The organism is Desulfitobacterium dichloroeliminans LMG P-21439, from assembly GCF_000243135.2.
In the GTDB taxonomy this organism is placed as follows: domain Bacteria; phylum Bacillota; class Desulfitobacteriia; order Desulfitobacteriales; family Desulfitobacteriaceae; genus Desulfitobacterium; species Desulfitobacterium dichloroeliminans.
On record NC_019903.1, the window covers coordinates 2,346,627 to 2,368,973 of the forward strand.

The 22,347-nt window shown below is 43.6% G+C and carries 20 protein-coding genes and 1 tRNA gene; 4 read left to right on the plus strand and 17 right to left on the minus strand.

The window, feature by feature from the left end; translation table 11 throughout:
- Positions 1-18: 18 nt before the first annotated feature.
- From DESDI_RS11055 to DESDI_RS11080, 6 genes are all read right to left on the minus strand, one after another.
- Positions 19-1,851, minus strand: a complete 1,833-nt coding sequence (locus DESDI_RS11055) for an ASKHA domain-containing protein (protein WP_015262699.1) — start codon at positions 1,849-1,851, stop codon at positions 19-21.
- A gap of 226 nt (positions 1,852-2,077) precedes the next feature.
- A complete protein-coding gene (gene ltrA, locus DESDI_RS11060; RefSeq protein ID WP_015262700.1) occupies positions 2,078-3,505 on the minus strand; it encodes a group II intron reverse transcriptase/maturase in 1,428 nt (475 codons plus the stop codon).
- A 455-nt stretch (positions 3,506-3,960) separates the two neighbouring features.
- Entirely contained in the window at positions 3,961-4,245 is a 285-nt protein-coding gene (locus DESDI_RS11065) for a zinc-ribbon domain containing protein (protein ID WP_083879867.1), read from the minus strand.
- Between the two features lie 218 nt (positions 4,246-4,463).
- Positions 4,464-4,811 (minus strand): hypothetical protein, encoded by a 348-nt coding sequence (locus DESDI_RS11070; protein ID WP_015262315.1) that lies wholly within the window; start codon positions 4,809-4,811, stop codon positions 4,464-4,466.
- Between the two features lie 144 nt (positions 4,812-4,955).
- Positions 4,956-5,639, minus strand: a complete 684-nt coding sequence (locus DESDI_RS11075) for a Crp/Fnr family transcriptional regulator (RefSeq protein ID WP_015262316.1) — start codon at positions 5,637-5,639, stop codon at positions 4,956-4,958.
- Between the two features lie 235 nt (positions 5,640-5,874).
- Positions 5,875-7,137 carry an IS1380-like element ISEcp1 family transposase gene (locus tag DESDI_RS11080; RefSeq protein ID WP_000608644.1) on the minus strand — a complete coding sequence of 421 codons (1,263 nt, stop codon included), beginning with the start codon at positions 7,135-7,137 and terminating at the stop codon, positions 5,875-5,877.
- 489 nt (positions 7,138-7,626) lie between these two features.
- Between DESDI_RS11080 and DESDI_RS11085 the strand changes: the two genes are divergently transcribed.
- Positions 7,627-9,723: a thioredoxin domain-containing protein gene (locus DESDI_RS11085; RefSeq protein WP_015262701.1), complete on the plus strand. Its 2,097-nt coding sequence runs from the start codon at positions 7,627-7,629 to the stop codon at positions 9,721-9,723.
- 93 nt (positions 9,724-9,816) lie between these two features.
- On the opposite strand, the gene DESDI_RS11090 is transcribed toward DESDI_RS11085, so the two are convergent.
- Entirely contained in the window at positions 9,817-10,887 is a 1,071-nt protein-coding gene (locus DESDI_RS11090; RefSeq protein WP_015262702.1) for an HD-GYP domain-containing protein, read from the minus strand.
- 196 nt (positions 10,888-11,083) lie between these two features.
- Between DESDI_RS11090 and DESDI_RS11095 the strand changes: the two genes are divergently transcribed.
- Positions 11,084-11,170 (plus strand) — tRNA-Leu (locus tag DESDI_RS11095).
- Positions 11,171-11,268: 98 nt separating this feature from the next.
- Here DESDI_RS11095 and larC read toward each other — a convergent pair.
- The gene (larC, locus tag DESDI_RS11100) at positions 11,269-12,468 is read right to left on the minus strand and encodes a nickel pincer cofactor biosynthesis protein LarC (protein WP_015262703.1); all 1,200 of its coding nucleotides are present in this window, start codon (positions 12,466-12,468) and stop codon (positions 11,269-11,271) included.
- Positions 12,469-12,605: 137 nt separating this feature from the next.
- On the opposite strand from larC, the gene DESDI_RS11105 reads away from it, so the two are divergent.
- Positions 12,606-13,037, plus strand: coding sequence for a CBS domain-containing protein (locus DESDI_RS11105; protein ID WP_015262704.1), 432 nt, complete (start codon positions 12,606-12,608; stop codon positions 13,035-13,037).
- A 94-nt stretch (positions 13,038-13,131) separates the two neighbouring features.
- Here the strand turns inward: DESDI_RS11105 and DESDI_RS11110 are convergent, their stop codons facing one another.
- Positions 13,132-13,869 (minus strand): SDR family NAD(P)-dependent oxidoreductase, encoded by a 738-nt coding sequence (locus DESDI_RS11110; protein ID WP_041219424.1) that lies wholly within the window; start codon positions 13,867-13,869, stop codon positions 13,132-13,134.
- A gap of 158 nt (positions 13,870-14,027) precedes the next feature.
- Between DESDI_RS11110 and DESDI_RS11115 the strand changes: the two genes are divergently transcribed.
- Positions 14,028-15,059, plus strand: a complete 1,032-nt coding sequence (locus DESDI_RS11115) for a polyprenyl synthetase family protein (protein ID WP_015262706.1) — start codon at positions 14,028-14,030, stop codon at positions 15,057-15,059.
- 1 nt (position 15,060) lies between these two features.
- Here DESDI_RS11115 and DESDI_RS11120 read toward each other — a convergent pair whose 3' ends face one another.
- From DESDI_RS11120 to hemB, 8 genes are all read right to left on the minus strand, one after another.
- Positions 15,061-16,125, minus strand: a complete 1,065-nt coding sequence (locus DESDI_RS11120; RefSeq protein WP_015262707.1) for a tetraprenyl-beta-curcumene synthase family protein — start codon at positions 16,123-16,125, stop codon at positions 15,061-15,063.
- Positions 16,126-16,328: 203 nt separating this feature from the next.
- Positions 16,329-16,520: a twin-arginine translocase TatA/TatE family subunit gene (tatA, locus tag DESDI_RS11125; RefSeq protein ID WP_015262708.1), complete on the minus strand. Its 192-nt coding sequence runs from the start codon at positions 16,518-16,520 to the stop codon at positions 16,329-16,331.
- Positions 16,521-16,714: 194 nt separating this feature from the next.
- Positions 16,715-17,482, minus strand: a complete 768-nt coding sequence (locus DESDI_RS11130) for an SDH family Clp fold serine proteinase (protein ID WP_015262709.1) — start codon at positions 17,480-17,482, stop codon at positions 16,715-16,717.
- Positions 17,483-17,686: 204 nt separating this feature from the next.
- Positions 17,687-17,971, minus strand: coding sequence for a hypothetical protein (locus DESDI_RS11135; protein ID WP_015262710.1), 285 nt, complete (start codon positions 17,969-17,971; stop codon positions 17,687-17,689).
- A gap of 24 nt (positions 17,972-17,995) precedes the next feature.
- Positions 17,996-19,288, minus strand: coding sequence for a glutamate-1-semialdehyde 2,1-aminomutase (gene hemL / locus DESDI_RS11140; protein ID WP_015262711.1), 1,293 nt, complete (start codon positions 19,286-19,288; stop codon positions 17,996-17,998).
- An 11-nt stretch (positions 19,289-19,299) separates the two neighbouring features.
- Positions 19,300-20,364, minus strand: a complete 1,065-nt coding sequence (gene ahbB, locus DESDI_RS11145) for a siroheme decarboxylase subunit beta (protein WP_015262712.1) — start codon at positions 20,362-20,364, stop codon at positions 19,300-19,302.
- Positions 20,364-21,362: a putative heme d1 biosynthesis radical SAM protein NirJ2 gene (gene nirJ2 / locus DESDI_RS11150; RefSeq protein WP_015262713.1), complete on the minus strand. Its 999-nt coding sequence runs from the start codon at positions 21,360-21,362 to the stop codon at positions 20,364-20,366. The genes ahbB and nirJ2 overlap by 1 nt, the downstream gene beginning before the upstream one ends.
- On the minus strand, positions 21,359-22,339 hold the full coding sequence (gene hemB / locus DESDI_RS11155; protein ID WP_015262714.1) for a porphobilinogen synthase: 981 nt from the start codon (positions 22,337-22,339) through the stop codon (positions 21,359-21,361). Before hemB ends, nirJ2 begins: the two co-directional genes overlap by 4 nt.
- Positions 22,340-22,347: the final 8 nt, after the last annotated feature.

Genomic DNA, 22,347 nt, shown 5'->3' on the forward strand with positions numbered 1-22,347 from the left:
AGTAGTTCATGGGTCACTCTACTGGTGCTCAAAAGAAAGAGCGTCGATAAATTCTTCCTGAAAATCCATGCGTGTGGACAATTCCAGATGCTCAGCAAGATTAGCAAATTCGGTGGCTTTTATTCGTTCAACCTGGGATAGTAAAACCATTTTAGCTCCATCCCCTGCTGCATTGCCGATAGCCGTAATTTTTTCAAGCGGCAGATCGGGAAGCAAGCCAATGCCTAAAGCACTGTCTTTACTAATGTAGTTACCGAAGGCTCCTGCCAAAAGCACCCGATCCAGCTGTTCCAGACCGATCCCCATCTCTTTCATGAGAATACTTACCCCGGCTCGGATTGCACCTTTCGCAAGCTGCATTTCGCGTATATCTTTTTGAGTTAGAACGATATCTTCACCTATTTCCGTCTCCTTAGCCCAGACAAGCACAAATTCGCTTCCTTCTGTCGTTCTCCGTATACGCTGTTGGAGTGATGGGGGAAGTTTATCGAGATCCACTTGGCTATTGACGATTCGACCACTGGCATAGATGACTCCCGATTCAGCCATCTGGGCAATAGCATCAATCAAGCCCGAGCCACATATGCCAATAGGCTTAGTCCCACCGATGGCCACACATTCCACATCATCCTGAATCGTTACCCTTTCAATAGCACCATCCGCAGCTCTCATCCCATATTTAATCTCCGCACCCTCAAAGGCCGGACCGGCAGCAGTTGAACAAGTCAAAATTCTCTTCTCACCGGCAAGTATGATCTCTCCGTTAGTGCCTATATCGATGGCTAGGGTATATCCCGGTAATTGATCTACCTTCACGGCGACCATCACCCCGACAGTATCGGCTCCCACATACCCGGCAACATTCGGCAAAAGAACGACATGCCCTGTTCTTAGAATGCCCAACCCCAATTCCCTTGCTTCAACCTCAATCTCTTGCCGGAAAACTGGAATAAAGGGTGCCGGTGCTAAATAGGTTGGGTCGATCCCTAAGAACAAATGACTCATGGTGGTGTTTCCCACGACCACAGCCTGATATATCTCCTCTTTGCTTACATCACTTTTTGCACACAATTCGACAATAATTTCATTCAAACCGCCGATGACCAACTCCTGGAGCTCCTGCAGTTGCTCCGGTCCCTGAGCAGCATGGGTAATCCTCGAGATAACATCTGCTCCATAGGCTCGTTGTGGATTGGTCACCGCGCCACTAGCGAGGACTTTCCCCTGGAGCAAATCCATTAAATAGACTACCGTAGTAGTTGTGCCAATATCGATGGCTAAACCATAATTTCGCAGGGTAGTGTCCCCCGGCTCCACGGATAATATTTTATCTCCGTCCAGAACAGCTGTCACCTGAAAGTTCGCTTGGTGAAGTACCTGCGGAAGTTGAGCGGCAATACTGCGGTTAAAAGAAATCTTTTGTGAAGGTAACGCGGCCACTAGACGATCCCAATCAGGTGTCTGATCTTCAACCGTAGGCCTTGTTAATTGGAGAAAATGCTTTTGAATTCCTGGAGCAAGTTCAACATCCGTCAATTGATTGAGCTGAGTCTTCCTTTGATGAGCATCTTTATATTCACTAAGCTTCACGGTTAAATCTTTATCTACTGCGACCCGGCAAGCTAGAACCCAACCGACTTCCCTTTCAGCGTCACTTAAAAACTTTTTCCCCACATCTTGGGTCGGATCAACTTTTTCAGGGTCGATTTGTACCTTACATTTTCCACAGGTCCCTCTCCCACCACAGGCACTTTCCAATGGTACCCCGGCCGCGATAGCTGCTTGCATAATGGTACTCCCCTTGGACACCTCTACTTTCGTATGACCTGGCAAAAAAGTTACTTGCACCATATCCCTCTCCTCCTTCAAGCTTTTTTTCCATTTCCCTTATCGAAATAACAAAACTCAATCGCAAAACTCTTAATAGCTATATTTTAAACTATTCTCAAAATAAAGACAAAATCTTCTTAGCACAAGTTCGTGCACCACACCAATCGGGTAGGAGGCCACCCATTATTTGAGTGGCCGACCTCCCACACCACCGTGCGTACCGTTCGGTACACGGCGGTTCCTTAGTTCACGCTGTGACTTGTCGATAATACTCTGAAAAGAATAGGAACCCAAACCCTTTAATGACATTGTTAGTTAGGGATTTGGATAGGATAGGGCTATTGGACGTTTTCCAGTAGCTCTTTCTTGTGTTTGCGTACTCCCATGCTTTCTGCTCGCGGATTCCTAATGATTTAAGCATTTTCAGCTTTGTCCTCACTCGTTTCCACTGTTTCCAGTAAATCATGCGAATGCGCCTTCTCATCCATTCATCGGTTTGCAATAGCAATGACTTCATATCCGCTAATTTAAAATAGTTTATCCATCCCATAATATAGCGTCTAAGCTTTGTTGCTCTGAGCTCATTTCCCATTCCGTTGCTTCTGGAAGTAAGTTCTTTCACTTTGCCACGCATCTTTGCCACCGATCTCGGGTGTATTCTGATTCTCGTTTTACCTTTCATTTGGTAGAACGAGAATCCAAGAAATTTCACCTTTCCTACGTAGTCAACCACTGTTTTCTCCCTGTTCACTTTAAGAAATAGTTTCTCTTCGATGAAGGGGATGATGTTGTTTAGTACACGCTCAGCGCTTCTTCTGCTTTTGCAGAAGATCATCATATCGTCTGCATAGCGGACGAATCTGTGGCCCCTTCTCTCCAGTTCCTTGTCCAATTCATTTAGCATAATGTTGCTAAGAAGGGGGCTCAAAGGACCTCCCTGAGGTACGCCGACTTCTGTTTCTTCGAAGCGTTTTCTGACGACGACTCCTGCTCTTAGATATTTGTGGACCAGCGATATAACTCGACCATCTTTGATGGTTCTGGATAGTACTTCTACCAGTTTGCTTTGATTTACGGTATCGAAGTATTTCTCTAAATCCATGTCGACCACATATTTGTATCCCTCGTCTATGTTAGTCTGACACTTTTTGATGGCATCATGAGCGCTTCGTCCGGGTCTAAACCCATAGCTGTTGTCGGAAAACTGCTCCTCGAAGATCGGTGTGAACTGTTGGGCTATCGCTTGCTGTACTACTCGATCTACTACCGTTGGTATCCCTAGCATTCTCTTCTTTCCGTCCTCCTTGGGTATTTCTACCCTTCTGACGGGATTAGGACGGTATTTTCCGTCCAAGATTGACTGTCTGAGTTGGCTTCCGTTTTCTTTGAGATATTGTAGAAGTTCATCCACACCCATCCCATCGATTCCGTGAGCTCCTTTGTTCGACTTGACCCTTTTGAACGCGTGGTTCATGTTGTCTCTGTCTACGACTCCTTCAAGCAATCTCTCCTTCGACTGGTCTGCGTCGGTGATGTTGTTTTCAGTGATCCTCACAGAACTGTGCACTCCCCCATATCCTTCGTGTTCTGCACTATTCTTTTGTGGTGAGCCTTCCTTTTGACTTTCGTCTCTTGGAAGTTGGCTACACTTCGCTTCTGTTTTGGTAACATTCATTAACTTTCACCTCCTAAGGTTCAACCCTTCCCCGTTGAAGTCATCTTCTTCGGGTACTATGGTCTCTGCTGACTTCTCATGATAAATCTTGTTTCAACCGTACTTCATACGCTGTGTTTCCGTACGTCCATGAGACCTCCCCGGGTAAGAACGCAGTCTTTCCTTCCATCTATCTGCCACATCTACACCGTAGGCTTCCGGATAGTTTAGGGCTTTGGTTTGTATTGCAACCTTACCCAGCCTACGTATGCCTTATGTGATTTCTGTTCGTCAGACCGGAAGTTCGCCTCCGGTTTCCTTCAGATTCCACCTCGCGATGGACACCCTTACCCTTGGCTATGTGCTTGGCACTATCAACCTGCACTCGGGACTTACACCCGTTAGACTGCGCCCATGCCGGGCGCACAATAAAAAAGACCTTCTCAGATTTCTCTGAGAAGGTCTTGCTTTAAATCTTAGTAACGGCTGCGTGGGGTGAAGCAATCGCGGCAGTATACTGGCTTGTCGCCACTAGGTTGGAAAGGAACCATGGTATCTACGCCACAGGAAGCGCAAACTGCAGGGTACATTTGGCGTTCTTGACGTTGATAGCCACCATTACCACGAGTTTGTTGCTTTCTTGCTGCACGGCAAGAAGGGCAACGGCCAGGCTCATTGGTGAACCCTTTTTCAGCGTAGAATTCTTGCTCAGAAACTGAGAATACGAATTCTGCTCCACAGTCTTTACAGGTACGGAAAATCTATGCAACCCTGCAACACCCCAAAAAGAATAGACGCCATAATTGACGTCTTTCGCTTGGGGCTAAGTTTCGTTACAGCCCCCCATTTTAATCAATTTCTATAGTATATTTTACTACTTGACAGCGTTTGTATTTCCCTTTGTTCAACCCTTTACTCCGTTAGAAGCGGCCTGATATTGTTTCGGATAATTAGTCTTATAACAGGTTAATTAATTCAATTAAATGTAGACGAAAGCCAATGTCAAACCTACAGCGGCAATTAAAATAAATAACCCCCAATAAAGTTTATTGAATCGGTTCTTTGTGAGTTGGATCATCACCCAAAAGAGTGCGAAACCTCCAATGCTCTTGATTAACAATGGAAGGCTAAAATCAACAAGTGTCCAAACATAGCATCCTGTTAATACTGCGAAGCCAAAGACAACATACATGATTTTACGGAGTTTTGTTTTTAGGTTTTGGTCATCACTAAAAGTAGCGATAAAAAATAAGACCAGGAGCACACATGCAGCCAGAAAATGCCAGGGAGTATGATTCATTATTTCTATAGGACCTAAAGCTATCAAAGAAAATCCCTCCTAGAATATAATTATGATTTATTATAAGGTGATTTATGTTTCTAATACTGTTAAGTATTTAACAATTAATAAAAAAATTTGAAAAGTTGAATTTCCATACCTAAAAATCAGAGAAGTAGCTGCTTGACCCTATTATTTAAATATGTGCGTACTAAGACAAGGGTCATCTTTTAATATGTAATATCTGTTAGTGCGGTCGACTATTTTGGCTTCTTTTAACTCATTAAGGGCCTGAATGACCATTACCCGTGAAGAACCAATCATATCAGCTAATTCCTGCTGCGTAATTATTAAATCGATCATTGTCGCGTTTGGCAGCTTTTTCCCATATTGGTTGGCAAGGTTATAAAATAGACCTAATAATCTTTCTTTTACAGTTCGTCTAGTTTCCTTATCTGAATTCATATTGGCATAACGCTTTTGCCCAAGGTAATCAATTATCCTTAAGGCAAAAGAAGGATCTTTCTTAATTAACATTTCAAATTGCATTTTACTAAAGCAACAGATGCAAGCCTCTTCCATGGCTAACGCGCTAGAACATTCCTTTTGTTCTTGATATAGCGACAACTCACCTAGTACCTCACCGGGACCACAGATATCCAGAATTGTTTCATGTCCATCTTCAGCACTTTGCACAAGTTTAAGTTTTCCTGATTTCACAAGAAATATAGTACTTGTAATATCCCCTTGATAAAAAAGATAGTGTCCTTTGGACAGCCGTTTTTTATTTGTACATTGACACAAGTTTGTAATCTGTTCTTTTTCCAGACCCCGAAACAGATCCAATTCTTCTAGGCAGATGAGGCAACGTTTCATGCAATTCCCCCTATGTTTATAAAGAAAACCTAAATTCCACGTGTGTTTTTTATTAGCTTCAAAAATCACTATTTCACGAAGAATTTAGACTGCTTCTCACACATTGTAACATTATTTACAACCACCTTTCAATCATTTTTGATAAATCATTGATTTCATCTTTGCTGCAATGATACTTAATAAACTCTGCAAGTTATCCACAGAGCAACACTCAATTTTATTGATGATATTCTTATTATACCAGACATTTTTCATACACTCCCTTGTACGGATAGTTTTCCGACAACTTCATGATTACATATCTTGCGGTTTTGATTATTTTTGCTGCAAGAAATACATACTTCAAACGAAAGGTCTTTATTTGCTGTCTGTATTCTGAAGAGTCCAAGGAATCAAACTTGAACAACAAAAATAGGTTATATGAAAGCATCATCATTTGAAACACGGCTTCATTCGCCCAAAATGACTTTAGCAAGAGATGACCCACCGCCATGTCGTATTTGGCTTCTTTGATATAGTTTTCAGCATTACCACGCTTTTCATAGTATATAACTACTTTTTCAGAAAGCAAGGTAGTATTTGTTACAAAGAAAAAGTAGTCGTATTCGGAACCTTCTAAAAGTGATAATTGTGCTCTTTCTTTTTCTGGTTTCAGTACGCGAGATACGACAAATCTTCTGTCTTTTTCCCATTTAACTAATTTTGTATACAGTTCTGTAGTTTCTCTACCTTCTTCTCCTTTAACGAATACAATTGATGAATTCGTTGCTTGTGAGGTGAGTGTAGAATAACTTTTGGCTTTAATTAAATATTTGCATCCAAGAGATTCTATCGTTTCGATAATTTTTTCATCAAAGTAGCCACTATCCATTCGAAATAAAATTTCTAAATCGTCTGATTTGATGTTAGCAACAATTTCTTTGATCATTTCCGCAGCACCGTTTGCAGTGTAAGTATTGCCACTTCTTACAAATCCGGTAACATATGCTTTTAATTCGTCGCAAAATGCAAATTGGATATTGTAGCATCGGTTTCCCAGTTTCTTAGGATTATATCCTTTTGACGCACCTTCTTGATGACCTTCTACGTTAATTACACTACTATCAATATCAATCGTAATGGATGTCAATTTACTTTTAGTGAGCAGTTTTTTAAAGACTTTAAAATTAATGTCTCTAAACATTTGGGTTGTCTTGAAGTTGAAGTTTCCTAGAAACCGTGACACTGTTTCAGGTTCTTTTACGGAAATATCAAACTCGTTGACGAGGGGATCATTTTGAAGTAGCTTTAGACGTTCTAACTTATCAATGCCAATGAAGTGACCGCAGAGCATGGTCTTTATATGATTCATCTTGATTTTATTTGTTGAGTCATTATCAAATACGAGGTCATTTTCAATAAAATCAAAAATCCCATTGCTTTTTGCATTCTCAAGGAGCAGAAAAAGACCTGCATTTGATGTTAGATTCTTAGCTTTGAAATCAATTTTATTAATCATAATTAGAACCCCTTTTTACTACTTTTCTTACTATTATTTTACCATATATCGAGTCATAAAAGCTGATAATTTAACATATTTTTGAGCACTTTTCTTTCACCCAATGGGTGAAAGCTGAATTTCGAAGGAACGCATATTTATCAAGGCTTTGATTATGCTTTTTGAAGTACTGACGTAGAATCTAGGAGGTAATAACTTTTTCTTCGTACATAATAAAAAAACCTCCATAATTTTAAATTACCCGCCACTCAAAAGGAATTTTCATTGCTTCCCAGTGCTTTAGGCAACAGAAGAAGGTTTTTACCAAATCCAATATTTATCGAACGGACTCGTTTATCATAACAGTGATTCAAATGAAAGTCAACTAAAACATCATCCTTCTTTTATTTATATTTGCTGAGCCTATATTTGCTGAGGTGCTATCCTCTTTATTATCTTTATTATCTTTAGGATATAATAAGTCAAGCTATGAAGAAAGGATGTGATGCCATGAATAGTAAAAATGGTGCACCCAATAGATTAATCAACGAGAAATCTCCTTATCTTCTGCAACACGCCTATAATCCGGTCGATTGGTATCCGTGGGGGCAAGAAGCCTTTGCCAAAGCAAAAACACAAAACAGACCGATATTTTTATCGATTGGCTATTCCACCTGCCATTGGTGCCATGTAATGGAACGCGAGTCCTTCGAGGATCATGAGGTGGCCGATCTCCTTAACCGTTATTTTATTGCCATTAAAGTGGATCGAGAGGAGCGCCCCGATGTCGATCATATCTATATGGAATTCTGCCAAGCTCTTATCGGTTCCGGGGGATGGCCTTTAACTATTCTCATGACACCTGACCAAAAACCCTTCTATGCGGGTACCTATTTTCCTAAGGAAAGCCGTTACGGCCGACCCGGGATTATCGATGTTTTGCATCAACTCGGGGAACTGTGGAGAGTCGATGAAAAAAAGGTCCTCAGCTCAGCAGAATCGATTTATACGGCTGTCACAACCCATAAAGAACTTCCTAACGCCTCGGTGGTTTCTTCACAAGAAGATGACTTTAGACCCTGGGCTAAAGTCATCTTAGAAGCAGCTTTCCAAACCTTCCAAGAATCCTTTGATTCTCAATATGGAGGCTTTAGGCAGGCGCCCAAATTCCCTACTCCCCACAATCTTACCTTTCTTCTTCGCTATGCCTATGATCATGGTCAAGCACCAAAGGCCCAGCAAGCCACACACATGGTACGCACTACCCTAGATGCTATGGGTCAAGGAGGGATCTATGATCATATCGGTTTTGGCTTCGCTCGCTACAGCACAGATCAACATTGGCTGGTTCCCCACTTTGAAAAAATGCTCTATGACAATGCCCTACTAGCCATCGCCTATCTGGAAAGCTACCAAGTCCAGCACCTCCCTCGAGATGAGCAAAAGGTCCGTGAGATTTTCGCTTATGTCCTTCGGGATATGGTAAGTCCGGAAGGAGGCTTTTATTCTGCAGAGGATGCTGATTCCGAAGGGGTGGAAGGGAAATTCTATGTCTGGACTCCTCAAGAAATCCACGAGCTTCTAGGATCCGAAGCCGGTCAGCTTTATTGTCGAGCCTACGACATCACCCGGGATGGTAACTTCGAAGGCAAAAACATTCCTAACCTTCTTCATACGGAATGGACGGCTTTAGCCGAGGAATTCAATCTATCCCGCGAAGAACTCTCACTTCAGCTTGAGGAAGCTCGCAAGGTTCTTTTCCAAGCACGAGAGAAAAGGATTCATCCCCATAAGGATGATAAAATCCTCACTTCTTGGAATGGCTTGATGATTGCCGCTCTGGCTAAGGGAGCTCAAATCCTCGACGATACCACCTACACTGATGCCGCGGAAAAAGCGGTTAGTTTTATTATAAATTATTTATATCCTAAGCAACGCCTATTGGCTCGGTACCGTGATAGAGACTCCGCTCACTTAGGCTACCTCGATGATTATGCCTTTCTTATCTGGGGATTGATTGAGCTCTATTCCGCTACAGGCAAAAAGGACCACCTAGGACTTGCTCTAAGCCTGCAAAAGGCGCAGGATGAGCTTTTCTTAGATACAGAGCAGCTCGGTTACTTCTTAACCGGCCATGACGCAGAGGAGTTGCTGATTCGCCCTAAAGAAATTTATGATGGGGCAACTCCCTCCGGCAACTCAGTATCCGCATGTAATTTAATTCGTCTGGCACGTTTGACCGGTGATATTCATTGGGAGAAAAGGGCAAACGAGCAACTCATGGCCTTCAAATCCTCGCTTTCTACCCACTCTGCAGGCTATACTATGTTTTTACAAGCCCTTCAATACGCCCTCGCCCAAAGTCGGGAAATTGTCCTCGCCGGCCCAATCCAGCATGCCGAACTATCTAAAATGAAGGAACTAATCTTCACAGAATACCGACCCTATACCACCCTTCTTTATCAAGAGGGAACCCTCAGCGAACTCATTCCTTGGCTCAAGGATTACCCTGAGGATTCCAAACAATCAACCGCTTATATCTGTCAAAACTATTCCTGTCTCAGACCGGTGCACACAGCAGCTGAACTACCCTCACTTCTTTTATGAGCGTATAGCTTCGAAAGCAACGAAGAATACATCTCCACATATAATTCTCAAATAAAAAAGCAAAGCTAACTTGGCTTTGCTTTTCATTATTCTTTACTTATTCTCAACGCTGACAATAATCAAGGATGGATGTTCTGCTAAGTCATAATCGATAGGAGCTATTAGCCGAATATCTGCTTCATGGGTCATGCGCACAGAGGGGCGAGTAGGAAGGTAAGGATTTTGCTTAACTACATTACCGCGAAATCCGTTACTAAGTTGAACACCGGAACCCGTGGGATACGGTGCAATGCACTTGGAAAAAGTATTCTTTACAACTTTGGGTTCGAAGAGTTTGTTCGCATTTGCCAAAACGTATTCATAAGCTTCATAAGGCTGAAGAGCATCCCGATAGACCCTTTTACTGGTTAAAGCTTCATAAACATCTGCTACGGCTGCCAGTCGTCCGTATTCATGAATTTGCATCCCTTTCAGCCCTCGCGGATAACCACTGCCATCCCAGCGTTCTTGGTGTTGGAGGGCAACATGGGCAGACAATAAACTGATGTCTTTATTTTTTCTAAGAATTTCGAATCCATATTCGGCGTGTTTCTTAATTTCCTCGAACTCTTCGGGAGTAAGAGGTCCCCTTTTGTTGAGAATTTCAGGCGGAACCTTAATCTTTCCCACGTCATGCATGAGAACACCCATACCCAATTCCAGCAGTTTAGTGTTGGACCAGCCCATAGAAATAGCCATGATTAAAGCAATAATTGTGGTATTCAAAGAATGATGAAAAGTATAATCATCATAACCTTGAATATCTATCACATTTCCCAACATATCCTTGCTATAGAGAAGATCACTGATAATATCTTGAACGGCATTTTGAATCTCATCAAGGTTAAGGGCACGAGGTTGGGACTCATTGATGCTTCTGCTGAGGTTTTTAATCGAGTCATAAGCAGTCTCCCGAGTTCTCGCCGATACTGCCGAATAAATCTCCACATCTTGAAAGTCATCATCTATGATAAACATAGTATCAAAGCCTAAGCTAGATAGTTTATCTATATAGTTACGAGTGAGTTTCACACCCGCCTGCAATAAAACTCTACCGTTAGGACTAACTAGCGGTCTAGCAAGCACATCTCCATCATCCACATAAGCAATATTGACTAAACGCATACTCCAACTCCTACTTATTTATGACAAATTTCCTAGTATCGTAAAACAATCTAGAAAACTATATACTTTTTCGACTAAATCCCCCCATATCCTCTTCAGTTTTCACCGCAGAAAATATTTTCCCTTTAGTCCTATGACCCTGATCCAAATATTTTATTGACAATTTCTCTTGGTTTGCATATAATAATTACGTTACGCGGTCGTGGCGGAACTGGCAGACGCGCTAGGTTCAGGTCCTAGTGCTCGCAAGGGCATGGAGGTTCAAGTCCTCTCGACCGCACCATATTAGAATTTAACTCCTTGAATATTCAAGGAGTTTTTCGTTATCCCTCGGTGAAGGGGCCAAGCTTCACTGTATGGATTTGCTTTTTGTTTGACACGTCAGGGAACTTCATTTATCTTCTGCTTTGCCCGTTCTTTGACCTCATCATAAACATGCTTAAGGGGCTCACCTGAACTCTGGGCAAGTTTGCGACAATCCTCATATTCCGGGCTTACTGTGCAAATTTTCTCTTCAAAAGTAGCAATTTTTGCTTTAGCTGAACCATATTTTGTTTCTAATGTGATAAACTCATAAGGAAGCATATATTTCTTAATCGGATAGACCCGTAGACCAAGGGTGGTAGTTTCTGTAAAGAGAATCTGACGAATCGCGGTTAGTTTATATGGTGGAATTTGTACCGTCAACATCACCGCAGGGCGATTCTTTTTCATCTGGAGCGTTTGCATATAAACATCCATGGCGCCCGCTGCAAAGAGTTTCTCGTAAAGATAATCATAAAATTCGGGGTTCATGTCATCAATATTGGCCTCGACGGTCATGGCCTTCCCCTCTTTAACCCCGTGGTATCCCTCACTTTCGCTCACCTCGAGCTCGCCGATGGTCAACCGCAAAAGGTTGGGAATGGTCAAATCTTTTTCTCCCGCACCATAGCCTATTCGATCTACTTTGACTAAGGGAATTGACCCAAAGTCTTGACAATATGCTGTCAACAAGGCAGCTCCAGTGGGAGTAACAAGTTCTCCTTCAATATCACGAGAATAAATCGGCACTCCCCGCAATAATTCCAGAGTTGCGGGAGCCGGTACAGGCAAAAGTCCATGGGCAGCTTTAACAAAGCCTTTCCCAACATGAACAGAGGAAGAAAAGACCTTTTCAATTCCTAAACGCCAGAAGCCAATAACTGCTCCGACGATATCCACTATAGCATCCACTGCTCCAACTTCATGAAAGTGAATCTGATCGATGGTGGTTCCGTGGATCTTTGCTTCTGCTTCGCCTAAGCGTGTGAAGATAGTCAAACTTTTATCTTTGACGGGATTTGGCAAGGAGCTTCGTTCGATAATGTCTTGGATATCTCTTAAATGCCGATGGACATGTCCCTCCAAGGATAGAACCTGCACCTTGGTACCACTGATTCCCTGTTTAATCACTTTTTGCTCATAGATCTCATATTCGTCCAAGCCCAAACCTGCTAAATCCCTTTGTAGAAGCTTAAAATCTAATCCTGCATCTACCAAGGCCCCTAAGAGCATGTCGCCGCTGATTCCCGAGAAACAATCTAAATAAGCTACTTTCATTTCAAATCTCCTTAGTAATTTTCTTGCAATTTGTATTTTGCTACTTTATACTAGGTCAGGCTGATAATATTCTGCCCTCTCAAGGTCGAATCCTCCCATTTTTCTTTCTTTTTTACAAAAGAGGAGTGGTCTCGTCAATGAATGTCGCGTTTTTCTTAATACCAAAACAAGATGTGATTTACCTCAAAATCAATTCTACCATGCGCCAAGCTATTGAGAAGATGGAATTCCACCGTTATTCAGCAATTCCTCTTATCGATGAGCAGGGGTGTTATCAGGGAACGATTACTGAAGGCGATCTTTTATGGAAGCTCAAAAACACTCCAGGTCTTGAATTTCATAACACCCACACTATACGACTCACCGAAGTCGAACAGCATATTCAAAACCATCCGGTGTCGATCAACGCCCGAATGGAAGACCTTATCTCGCGGGCTGTGGAGCAAAACTTTATTCCTGTCGTCGATGATCAGCAGATCTTCATTGGCCTCGTGCGCCGCCGGGAAATTCTCGAATTCTGCTCTAAAGCCTTGGGTAAGCTGGAATCATACGAACCAAATGATATGTAGCACTAGTTGAATAGTTTTATAGAAAAAGGCATCACTCATTGTTAAGAACAATAAGGATGCCTTTTTTAAATCAAAGGAAAGAGAATACGGGCGATCAGATGAAGTTACCTCCGTCGACCACCCAAGTTTGTCCAGTGACAAATCCTGCCTGTGCGACCAGAGAATAGGCAACCTCTGCGACATCTTCTGGGGTGCACACTCTTTGTAAAGGTGTTCCTTCAGCCATTCTTGTGATATGATCTTCATTCCCTTTTATCCAACGGGTCAAAACGACTCCGGGAGCAACAGAATTAACGCGAACTTCGGGAGCAAGAACTCTGGCTAAGGATTTTGTGACACTGATTTCCGCTGCTTTGGAAGCACAATAAGCGATGGAACTACCCAATCCTGTCAGCCCGGCAATGGAGGTTATGTTCACAATACAGCCTTTTTGCATTTTTAAGGCTTCCGCCGCTGCACGGCAGACATTAAATACCCCTTTGACATTTACATTGAAAATGTCGTCCCAATATTCATCCTTCATACCTTCTAAATCAGCGTGCTGCACAAAATATGTCATCCCGGCACTATTCACAAGGATATCGAGTTGCCCAAAATCCTCAACTACTTGCTTGACCATCTCTCTGACTTCCTGATCCTTGGCTATATTGGCTCGATAGATCCGACAGGATACATTAAGCTCTTTAATCTCATCGCGAGTTTTTTCGGCATCTTCCAAAGACCGCGAATAATTAATCGCAATGCGAACTCCTGCTTGGGCAAGTTTTAAGGCGATTGCTCGACCAATTCCTGTGGCACCGCCGGTGATTAGGGCTGTTTTATCTTGTAACATCATCTGTACCTCCTTAGTTAGCTATCAAGAGCTTGTTTTTCCAGTATAGCCTAGAAAGAGTAGCCATTCAAGGGTATTCTAAGCCTGAATTGCCTTTTACGTATCCTTTTCCTCAGCCATGGAATACTAATTATAAGAATACGCAAAGGACTGATTTCATGGCTTCTATTGATGTTACCCCCTTAACCTCCACAGATTTACCTCCGCTGCTAACGGGAGTAGAAGCTCCAGCTTCTAACCCCGTTATTTCTTTTCCTGAATTACTCATCGTCGAAGAAAAGCTACGGGAATCCTTTCAGCGAGCAGGTGGCACGATCAAGGACTCCTGTCTGCAGCTGCTCTCCTCAGGAGGCAAGCGGTTGAGACCTCTCTTAACTCTACAGAGTGCTCAGTGCTTTGGCACTCTCAATATAGCCACTATTGATGCTGCGGTCGCCGCTGAATTGATTCATATGGCCTCCCTGATTCATGATGATGTCATTGACCACTCAGATCTAAGGCGAGGGGTCCGGACAATCAATTCCCAGCAAGGAAACCAAGTTGCTGTTTTGGCGGGTGATTATGTATTTGCCGAAGCCTTTCGTATCTTAGCGAGTAATCATCTGCTCACGTGTATGTCCTATCTTGTGGAGGCTATTCAAGCCATGTGCCACGGAGAGGTTCAACAAGCCTCCGAACACTATAATTTGACAATTGACCCTAGTCAATACTTTACCCGAATCGCGCAAAAAACCGGAATTCTTTTGTCAAGCTGTTGTGCCTCTGGTGCTGCCAGTGCCGGTGCCAGCCAAGCGGAAGTCGAATGCCTGGGGCTTTATGGCATGAACCTCGGATATGCCTATCAAATCATTGACGACATTCTGGATTTCACAGGTAATCCCCTTACTACGGGGAAGCCCGTAGCCGCTGATCTTAGCAACGGCAATATCACCTTGCCCGTGATCTATCTTCTAGAAAAGCCTCTCTACGGTCCTTGGGCGGCCGAAATCCTTCAGAAAAAGGAACGATCTCCTCGGGATAGCCAGAAAATACTTCAGGCTTTAATCTCTTCTGAAGCTCTGGATGAAGCCTTTACCACAGCCTTGTATTGTGCTCAGACTGCAGTTGCATCCTTAAACTTTCTTCCCTCGTCACCAGCCAAAACCTTCCTCATCAAGCTCGCTCATACTATCCTTTATCGCAAGGCTTAGTTCACAGCATCCCCTTACCACGCAATCTCTTACATATCGAATAGAGAATTTTAACCTTTATCCCCCCCGCCCGTATCAGCCTTTGGGTCACTTGGGTACATTCTTGAGAACTTCCTTTAGGGTCAGATAGGTACATCGCCATTAATCCCTGAACTATTGCTTCATGAAATTTGGGATAGTTCAGCCCCCTTATTTGCAGGTAGGAAACTTCTACAAAATGCTTTAGCCGTTCTTCTCGTTCTCTTGGCGAGGGGTAATACTCCACAAAGTTTAATTGAGAGGTTTCTCTATCTTCTTCGAGGTCGATAAAATAATCTAAGAGTATATGTAATCCGGCAATCCAGGGGAAGTACGCATTCTTAGCCTGCTTCACATCGCTCTCTGTCAAATCCGGACTGTAGGCAAGGGCAAAGAGATAAAAAATCCCTAGGGTTGATCCCGTAGCTGCCGCCAGCTCCCAAGGCGACAGCCCGGGATAATTGCTCAAAAGCTGATTCAACCACCTTAACATCTTCTCTTCACGTACAGATGGCTGAAGGTGCTTGGTCGTTTGAAGCATAGCATAAAGCTCTGCCAACTCAAGCATAGATCCCTTAATTGTGGGATAGGAAGGCAAATCCTGCACCCTCCTCTGACAGGTCTGAACAAGTGCCTTTAGATACCCCCCATCCTCATGATATGGATAATAGGCATAATAATCAGAGCACTTCGCGTTAGCATCTAATGCTTCTGTCATGGCTAAATGTAATTGTCCATAAGCTAATTCATCATGTATCTCTAACGCATCGACCAGATTATCTAGATAGTCACTGATGGTTTGGTAGGCAACTACAAACTCAATGACCTCTTTTGTTCTTACCCCGGGATACAAGGCATAAATACTTCCGCCTAGACAGTGGAATTCTTTATGCCTAATACTAGCGATTGCTTGATCCGCCAGTACTTGATCTGGGCAGTGGCTTGCTCTGTGTTCCCAATCTTGCAGTTGCGACTTCACCTCAGGAAACACAGTTCTGATAAAAGAATAAATCAACCGGGGATTAGAAACTTGCTTAGCGATCTCCACGAATACACTTCCTCAACGAATTCGATTTCGCTCCCGTTTATTGAGTTGAGTACTTATCATCGAATCCTTTTTCCCATAGTTTAACCAGTACCGCGGCCCCTAATCACTAAGGGTCCTTCTATCGGGAAAATGGCTAAATGACAAAGGCAGACAGCACATCTGCTGTCTGCCCTCCCCAATTCCTTGGACACCTAAAACCTATCTTAAACTTCTTTACTTTCAACGCGATCTTTCTTTTCTTCTTCTTCGCCATTGGTTGCTGATTTAAACTCAGAAATTCCTCTCCCTAAGGCTTTACCTAATTCAGGGAGCTTTCCAGGCCCAAAAATAACTAATGCAATAACTAAAACAATAATCATCACCGTCGGGGTTATTACACCAAAAGTCACAAGCATCTCGACACCTCCAAAATCACATATCCCATAAGCCCAATATACCATAACTAACAACTTGAACAAAATCTGAGAACGCAAATGGTATTCCATTATTTCTTACTTATTATCGTACATGATTATGTCTATTATTTCAATATGATTTAATTGATATCGCAAAAATGAGCCTCTTACAGGCTCACTCTTCACTGGAAGACTCACTCATCATTGAGATTGCTAAAAAGCTCTTCATAGCCTAGATACAAACTCCAAATGACATCCCAAAGCTCTCCCTCTGCTTCTGTCACCCTTAGACCTAGTTCTTTCGCCTCTTGACGTCCGATTGGGTAACCATGCGAGAAATAGCCTTCTGTTAAAGCTTGGGTGACGATCGGGACGAGTTCGGGGGTCTCCTTTAACATATACCGCGATAAAAGAGCTTCGGCGTATTGATGAGAGGCCTTGAGAGCTTTCTCATAATCGCCAATTAACCAAGGGTCAAGTTTGTTTAACATCGGAGTAATAATTCCGGTAACCAGCTCAGGATTAGGATTATTTTCAATAGATCGTTGCAAATAATCAATACAATACCGTATGGCTTGAACCGGCACCCAAAGATCCTTATATATGGGATGCTTGATGAGCGGATCTATTGGTCCGAGCTCAGAGAAAGGCCCCATCACGACCTCATCGGCGCCAAGAACTAGCATCGAGGCCGCAGATTTGGCCACAAAAGGAACAATCACTCCAAATTCATTGCAAAACTCACGGACCAGCATAACAACCTTATACGGAGTGTCCACTGCTCCCCCATAACTGTGCAAAAGCAAATCAATTTTCTCTGTATGGCCGATAACTTTGAGTTGCTCGTAGAGGGGCACCAGAATACTATCGTCCAGAGGTGTATAAGCAAAATAGACTAGCACCTTTGAACCTCTAATTTGTTCGAGCTGTTCTAGATAATGAATTCTCTCATTCGTATCCATAAGATCCCCCCATGGCCAAAATTATATTCCATATTATTCCATCACTCCGATCCCTGTGACTCTTCCGTTTAATATTACGGCGAAAGGACTTTACTCTAATTCCATCTATTGAATGGTTATTTCTTATTAATAAAATAAAGGCATTAGGATTTTACATCCCAATGCCTTTATTAAGTAGAATTAATATTTCTAGACGCCAGATACTTAATCCGGTAAATTATAGTTCACACTGGATTGGTCGTGGCAAGATTGGCAATAAGCCTTCCCGCCTAAGTCTTGCTTTATATGGCATTCATAACACTGTTCTTGGGGATTTTGATTGTTTAATACCGCAAATCCATGACCTTTTTCCCCGCTAAGCCACTCTTCCTTCGGAATAGCAGCATGAGGATTATTCGGGTCATGGCCTTGGGAGACAAAAATGACTGTAATTAAAGCAACTAAAAGACCTACAGAAATCAACGCTCGTAGTACTTTCTTTCCTTCCATTCAATCCCTCTCCTTTAAGCGAGTCTAACGCAAGGACTTTAGAACTTCCCTGGCCTGTTCTAGAGTATAATCTAGATCAGCATCATTGTGAGCAGTAGAAAGGAATACTGCCTCATATTGACTTGGCGCTAAATAGACTCCTTTTTCTAGCATTCCGCGAAAGAATGCTGCAAAGCGTTGACTATCAGAAGTACAAGCGCTCTTAAAGTCGATGACCGGCTGATTAGTAAAGAAAGCAGAGAACATGGCTCCGACGGAATTCACCCATATCGGGAGCTGCAATTCTTGAGCAATAGCCTTCAAGCCCTCAGCCAAACGGGTAGTTTTGCGCTCCAGTTCCTCATAGACGCCATCCTCTTGCAATAGCCGCAAAGTAGCAAGGCCGGCTGCCATAGCTAAAGGATTGCCGGATAAGGTTCCGGCTTGATAAATAGGGCCACTAGGTGCTACCTGCTCCATGAATTTTCTTTTTCCTCCATAGGCTGCCACCGGTAAGCCCCCGCCGATAATTTTGCCTAAACAAGTTATATCAGGATCGATATTGAATCGTCCTTGTGCTCCCCCATAACTCACTCTAAAGCCTGTCATAACTTCATCAAGGATAAGCAAGCTGCCATATTCTTGAGTCAGTTGACGTAAACCCTCTAAAAAGCCGGGTTGTGGTAAAACAACTCCCATATTGCCGGCGACGGGCTCCACAATTACCGCTGCAATATCGTCCCCATAGAGTTTAAAGATCTCTGCTAATCCCTCTAAATCATTATATTGAGCAGCAAGAGTCTCTGTGGCAATAGAGGCCGGTACACCTGGAGAAGTAGGCACCCCAAAGGTTAAAGCGCCACTACCCGCTTTAATCAGCAAGGAATCCCCGTGTCCATGATAGCACCCTTCAAATTTCACAATCTTATTGCGTCCCGTTACACCGCGTGCTAAACGCAAGGCACTCATGGTGGCCTCTGTCCCAGAGTTCACCATCCGCACCATTTCCATGGAAGGGAACGCTTTGATTACTTCTTCGGCAAGATCTGTTTCGATTTCTGTAGGAGCACCATAGCTGGTCCCACCCTCAGCAGCCTTTTTAATCGCTTCAACGACGACCGGATGGGCATGACCAAGAATCAACGGGCCCCAAGACAGAACATAGTCCAAATAGGAGTTGCCGTCAATATCCCATAATCGTGCACCCTGCCCACGTTCGATAAACACAGGCTCCCGTCCCACGGATTTATAAGCCCGGACTGGAGAATTAACCCCACCCGGCAGGACAAGATTAGCCCGAGCAAAAGCTTCTTTGCTGCGTTTGTCTTGGAAACTCAAGAAAAACCCTCCTAATCGTCTTCTTCTCTATAGTATTGCATGCTACTCTTTTTTAACTCTTTGATACTAAAAAGCATCGAATAATCTTTGATTCCCGTTGCTCGGGAGATCTTTACCATTACTTCGCCACACTCCTCTTCCGAACGAGCATGAATCATGGTGAACAAGTTATAAGGCCAATCTGTAAGGGTTGGCCTTTGATAACAATGGCTTACTTCGCGAAAGGCGGCCATGATCTTCCCAATCTCCTCGGCTTTTTCCTCAGGGACCTGCCATACTCCCATGGCGTTGGCTGTAAATCCAGCCTTTTGGTGGCGTAGAACAGCCCCAAAACGGCGCAATACCTTATGTCTTTGCAAACTCTGAATCCGCGCGAGCACCTTTTCTTCTGGCCAAGCTAAGCTTTCGGCTATTTCAGCGAAAGGTATCAAGGATTGCGGGATATTACCCTGCAGTTCGCGAATTAACGATTTGTCGGCTTCATCTACCGGATAAGGTTCAAGTATTTCTGAACCACGAAGACTACTCGCGGAAGAATCCTCCATTGACTCCGCTCCCGAATCTCTCTGAAGATTAGCTACCTCTCCTCTGCCTTCCATGTCCCCATTATCCTCAGTAGTATCTCCGGAATTAAAATCAAAATCTACACTAATCTTAAATAAACGAAGAGCAGGTAGAGAATATACTTCTTCCGTGCCAATAATCCCTTTGATGGTCGTAAGGGTCTTCTCAACTTCTCTTTGGGTAGGTGCAATTAGGGTAAACCAAATATTATAAACATGGTTACGTAAGTAATTATGTGTCACCCCGGGCATTCCCATAAGTAAATCTGTAAGAATCTGAATTTTATCCTCCTGCACCTTAGCGGCACACAAGGTGCTTTTGTATCCCAAGCGATGGGAGTCAAACACCCCACCCAAACGGCGGATAATCCCCTCCCGACGGAGGAATTGAATTCGTTGCCACGCTTCTTGCTCTGTGCTCCCGGTAAGACTGGCTAAAGTCTCGTAGGGACGGGCTGCAACAGGGAAATCCGTTTGCACGATATTCAGCAAAGCTCGATCGAGAGCCTCCATTATTTTACCCCCTTACGCCCATGATATAGGCACCAGGGTTCTTCTGCCATATAATCCCCTTGTTCATAATAAGCAGCCCGAGCTCGGCAGCCTCCGCATACTTTTTTATATTCACATACCCCGCAGCCGCCTTTATAATCCATAGTGCGCAGTTCGTTAAGCACTTGATTATTTTTCCAAATCTCATCAAAGGGGGTCTCCCGCACATCCCCAAGAGGGATATTGAGGTAAGCACAGGGCTGCACTTGACCCTTAGGGTTGATAATGCAATAGGAAGTACCGGCTAAGCAACCTCGGCCGAATCGGGTATTCATTCCCATTTGCTTGGCAATCCGCATAAACTGGGGAGCACAGGTAGGCTTAAGTTCAATATTGACCTCTTGCTGTTTTTTCATAATGCGAGTTAAAGCATCTTCATATTCTTCAGCCCGCAGAGATTCCTCTTCGATCGATACTGCTCGTCCCGTAGGCACGAGGAAAAAGAAATGATGAGCAACTGCCCCTTCAGCCACTGCAAAATCCGTAATAGCTTCCAATTCATGGCGATTCCAATCCATCACTGTTGTATGGATTTGGAAAGGAAGTCCCACTTCACGACAGTTACGCATCCCTTGGACTGCCTCTTCCCAAGCGCGCGGGTACTTGCGGAATTGGTTGTGCTTTTCTATGGATAAGGAATCCAAGGAAATTCCCATACCCATAGCTCCTGCCTCTTTCAGACGGCGAGCCATGTCGACAGTGATTAATGTCCCATTGGTGCCAAAGACCGGACGTAAGCCCAGGGATGTGGCATGAGCTACTAATTCCACTATATCTGGACGAAGTAGAGGTTCTCCGCCGCTAAAAATCATTATTTTAAAGCCTGCTTTGGCAATCTGTTCAAGAAGTGTTTTTGCCTCACTGGTATTCAGTTCCTCTTCCGCTTGGCAACCGGCATCTCGATAACAATGATCGCAATACATATTGCAGGCATTCGTCGTATTCCATGAAACAATCATGATTCATCCTCCTTTATCCAGCGGGCTGCATCAAGCGCATGGTAGGTAATGATGAGATCAGCCCCAGCTCGTTTCATGCTGACCAGGCTTTCCATGACGACACGCTTTTCGTCAATCCAACCCTTTTCAGCGGCGGCTTTGACCATGGCATACTCCCCGCTGACATTATACGCAGCAATAGGTAGCCCGAACTGCTCCTTCGTCCGATAAGTAATATCTCCGTATGCAAGGGCAGGTTTGACGATGATAATATCCGCTCCCTCTTCGATATCCAAAGCCGTCTCCAGCATCGCTTCATTACCATTAGGAGGATCCATCTGATAAGTACGACGATCACCAAATTGCGGGGTGGAACCGGCTGCTTCACGAAAAGGCCCATAAAAAGCTGAGGCAAATTTTGCCGAGTAAGACATAATCGGAATGTGACTGTATCCGGCATCGTCTAACGCCTCACGAATGGCCGCTACTCGACCATCCATCATATCGGAAGGAGCCACCATATCTGCTCCAGCCTCAGCATGGGAAACTGCCGTCTGCGCGAGCAATTTTAGGGTAGGATCATTGAGAACCCTCCCCTCTTGAATCACTCCACAATGTCCATGATCGGTATATTCGCAAAGACAAACATCCGTAATGACATAAAGATTGGGATAATGAAGCTTTGTAAGACGAACGGCTTCCTGAATTATCCCATGGTGGTCGTAAGCGCCTGTCCCCACCTCGTCCTTTTCCTCCGGAATACCAAAGAGTAGAACTGCCGGTATCCCTGCCGCAACTACCTCTTTAAGAGCCAAAAGATACTCATCTAAAGAATAGTTATGAACTCCGGGCATCGAGGAGATGGGTAGCTTCTTCTGTTCTCCGAACATGACAAACATCGGGTAAATCAAGTCCTCAATGCGAACATGATGTTCCCGAACCATCCTGCGTATAGCTTCACTGCTTCTTAGTCTACGTGGTCGATTGATCAGTTGCATTTTATCCC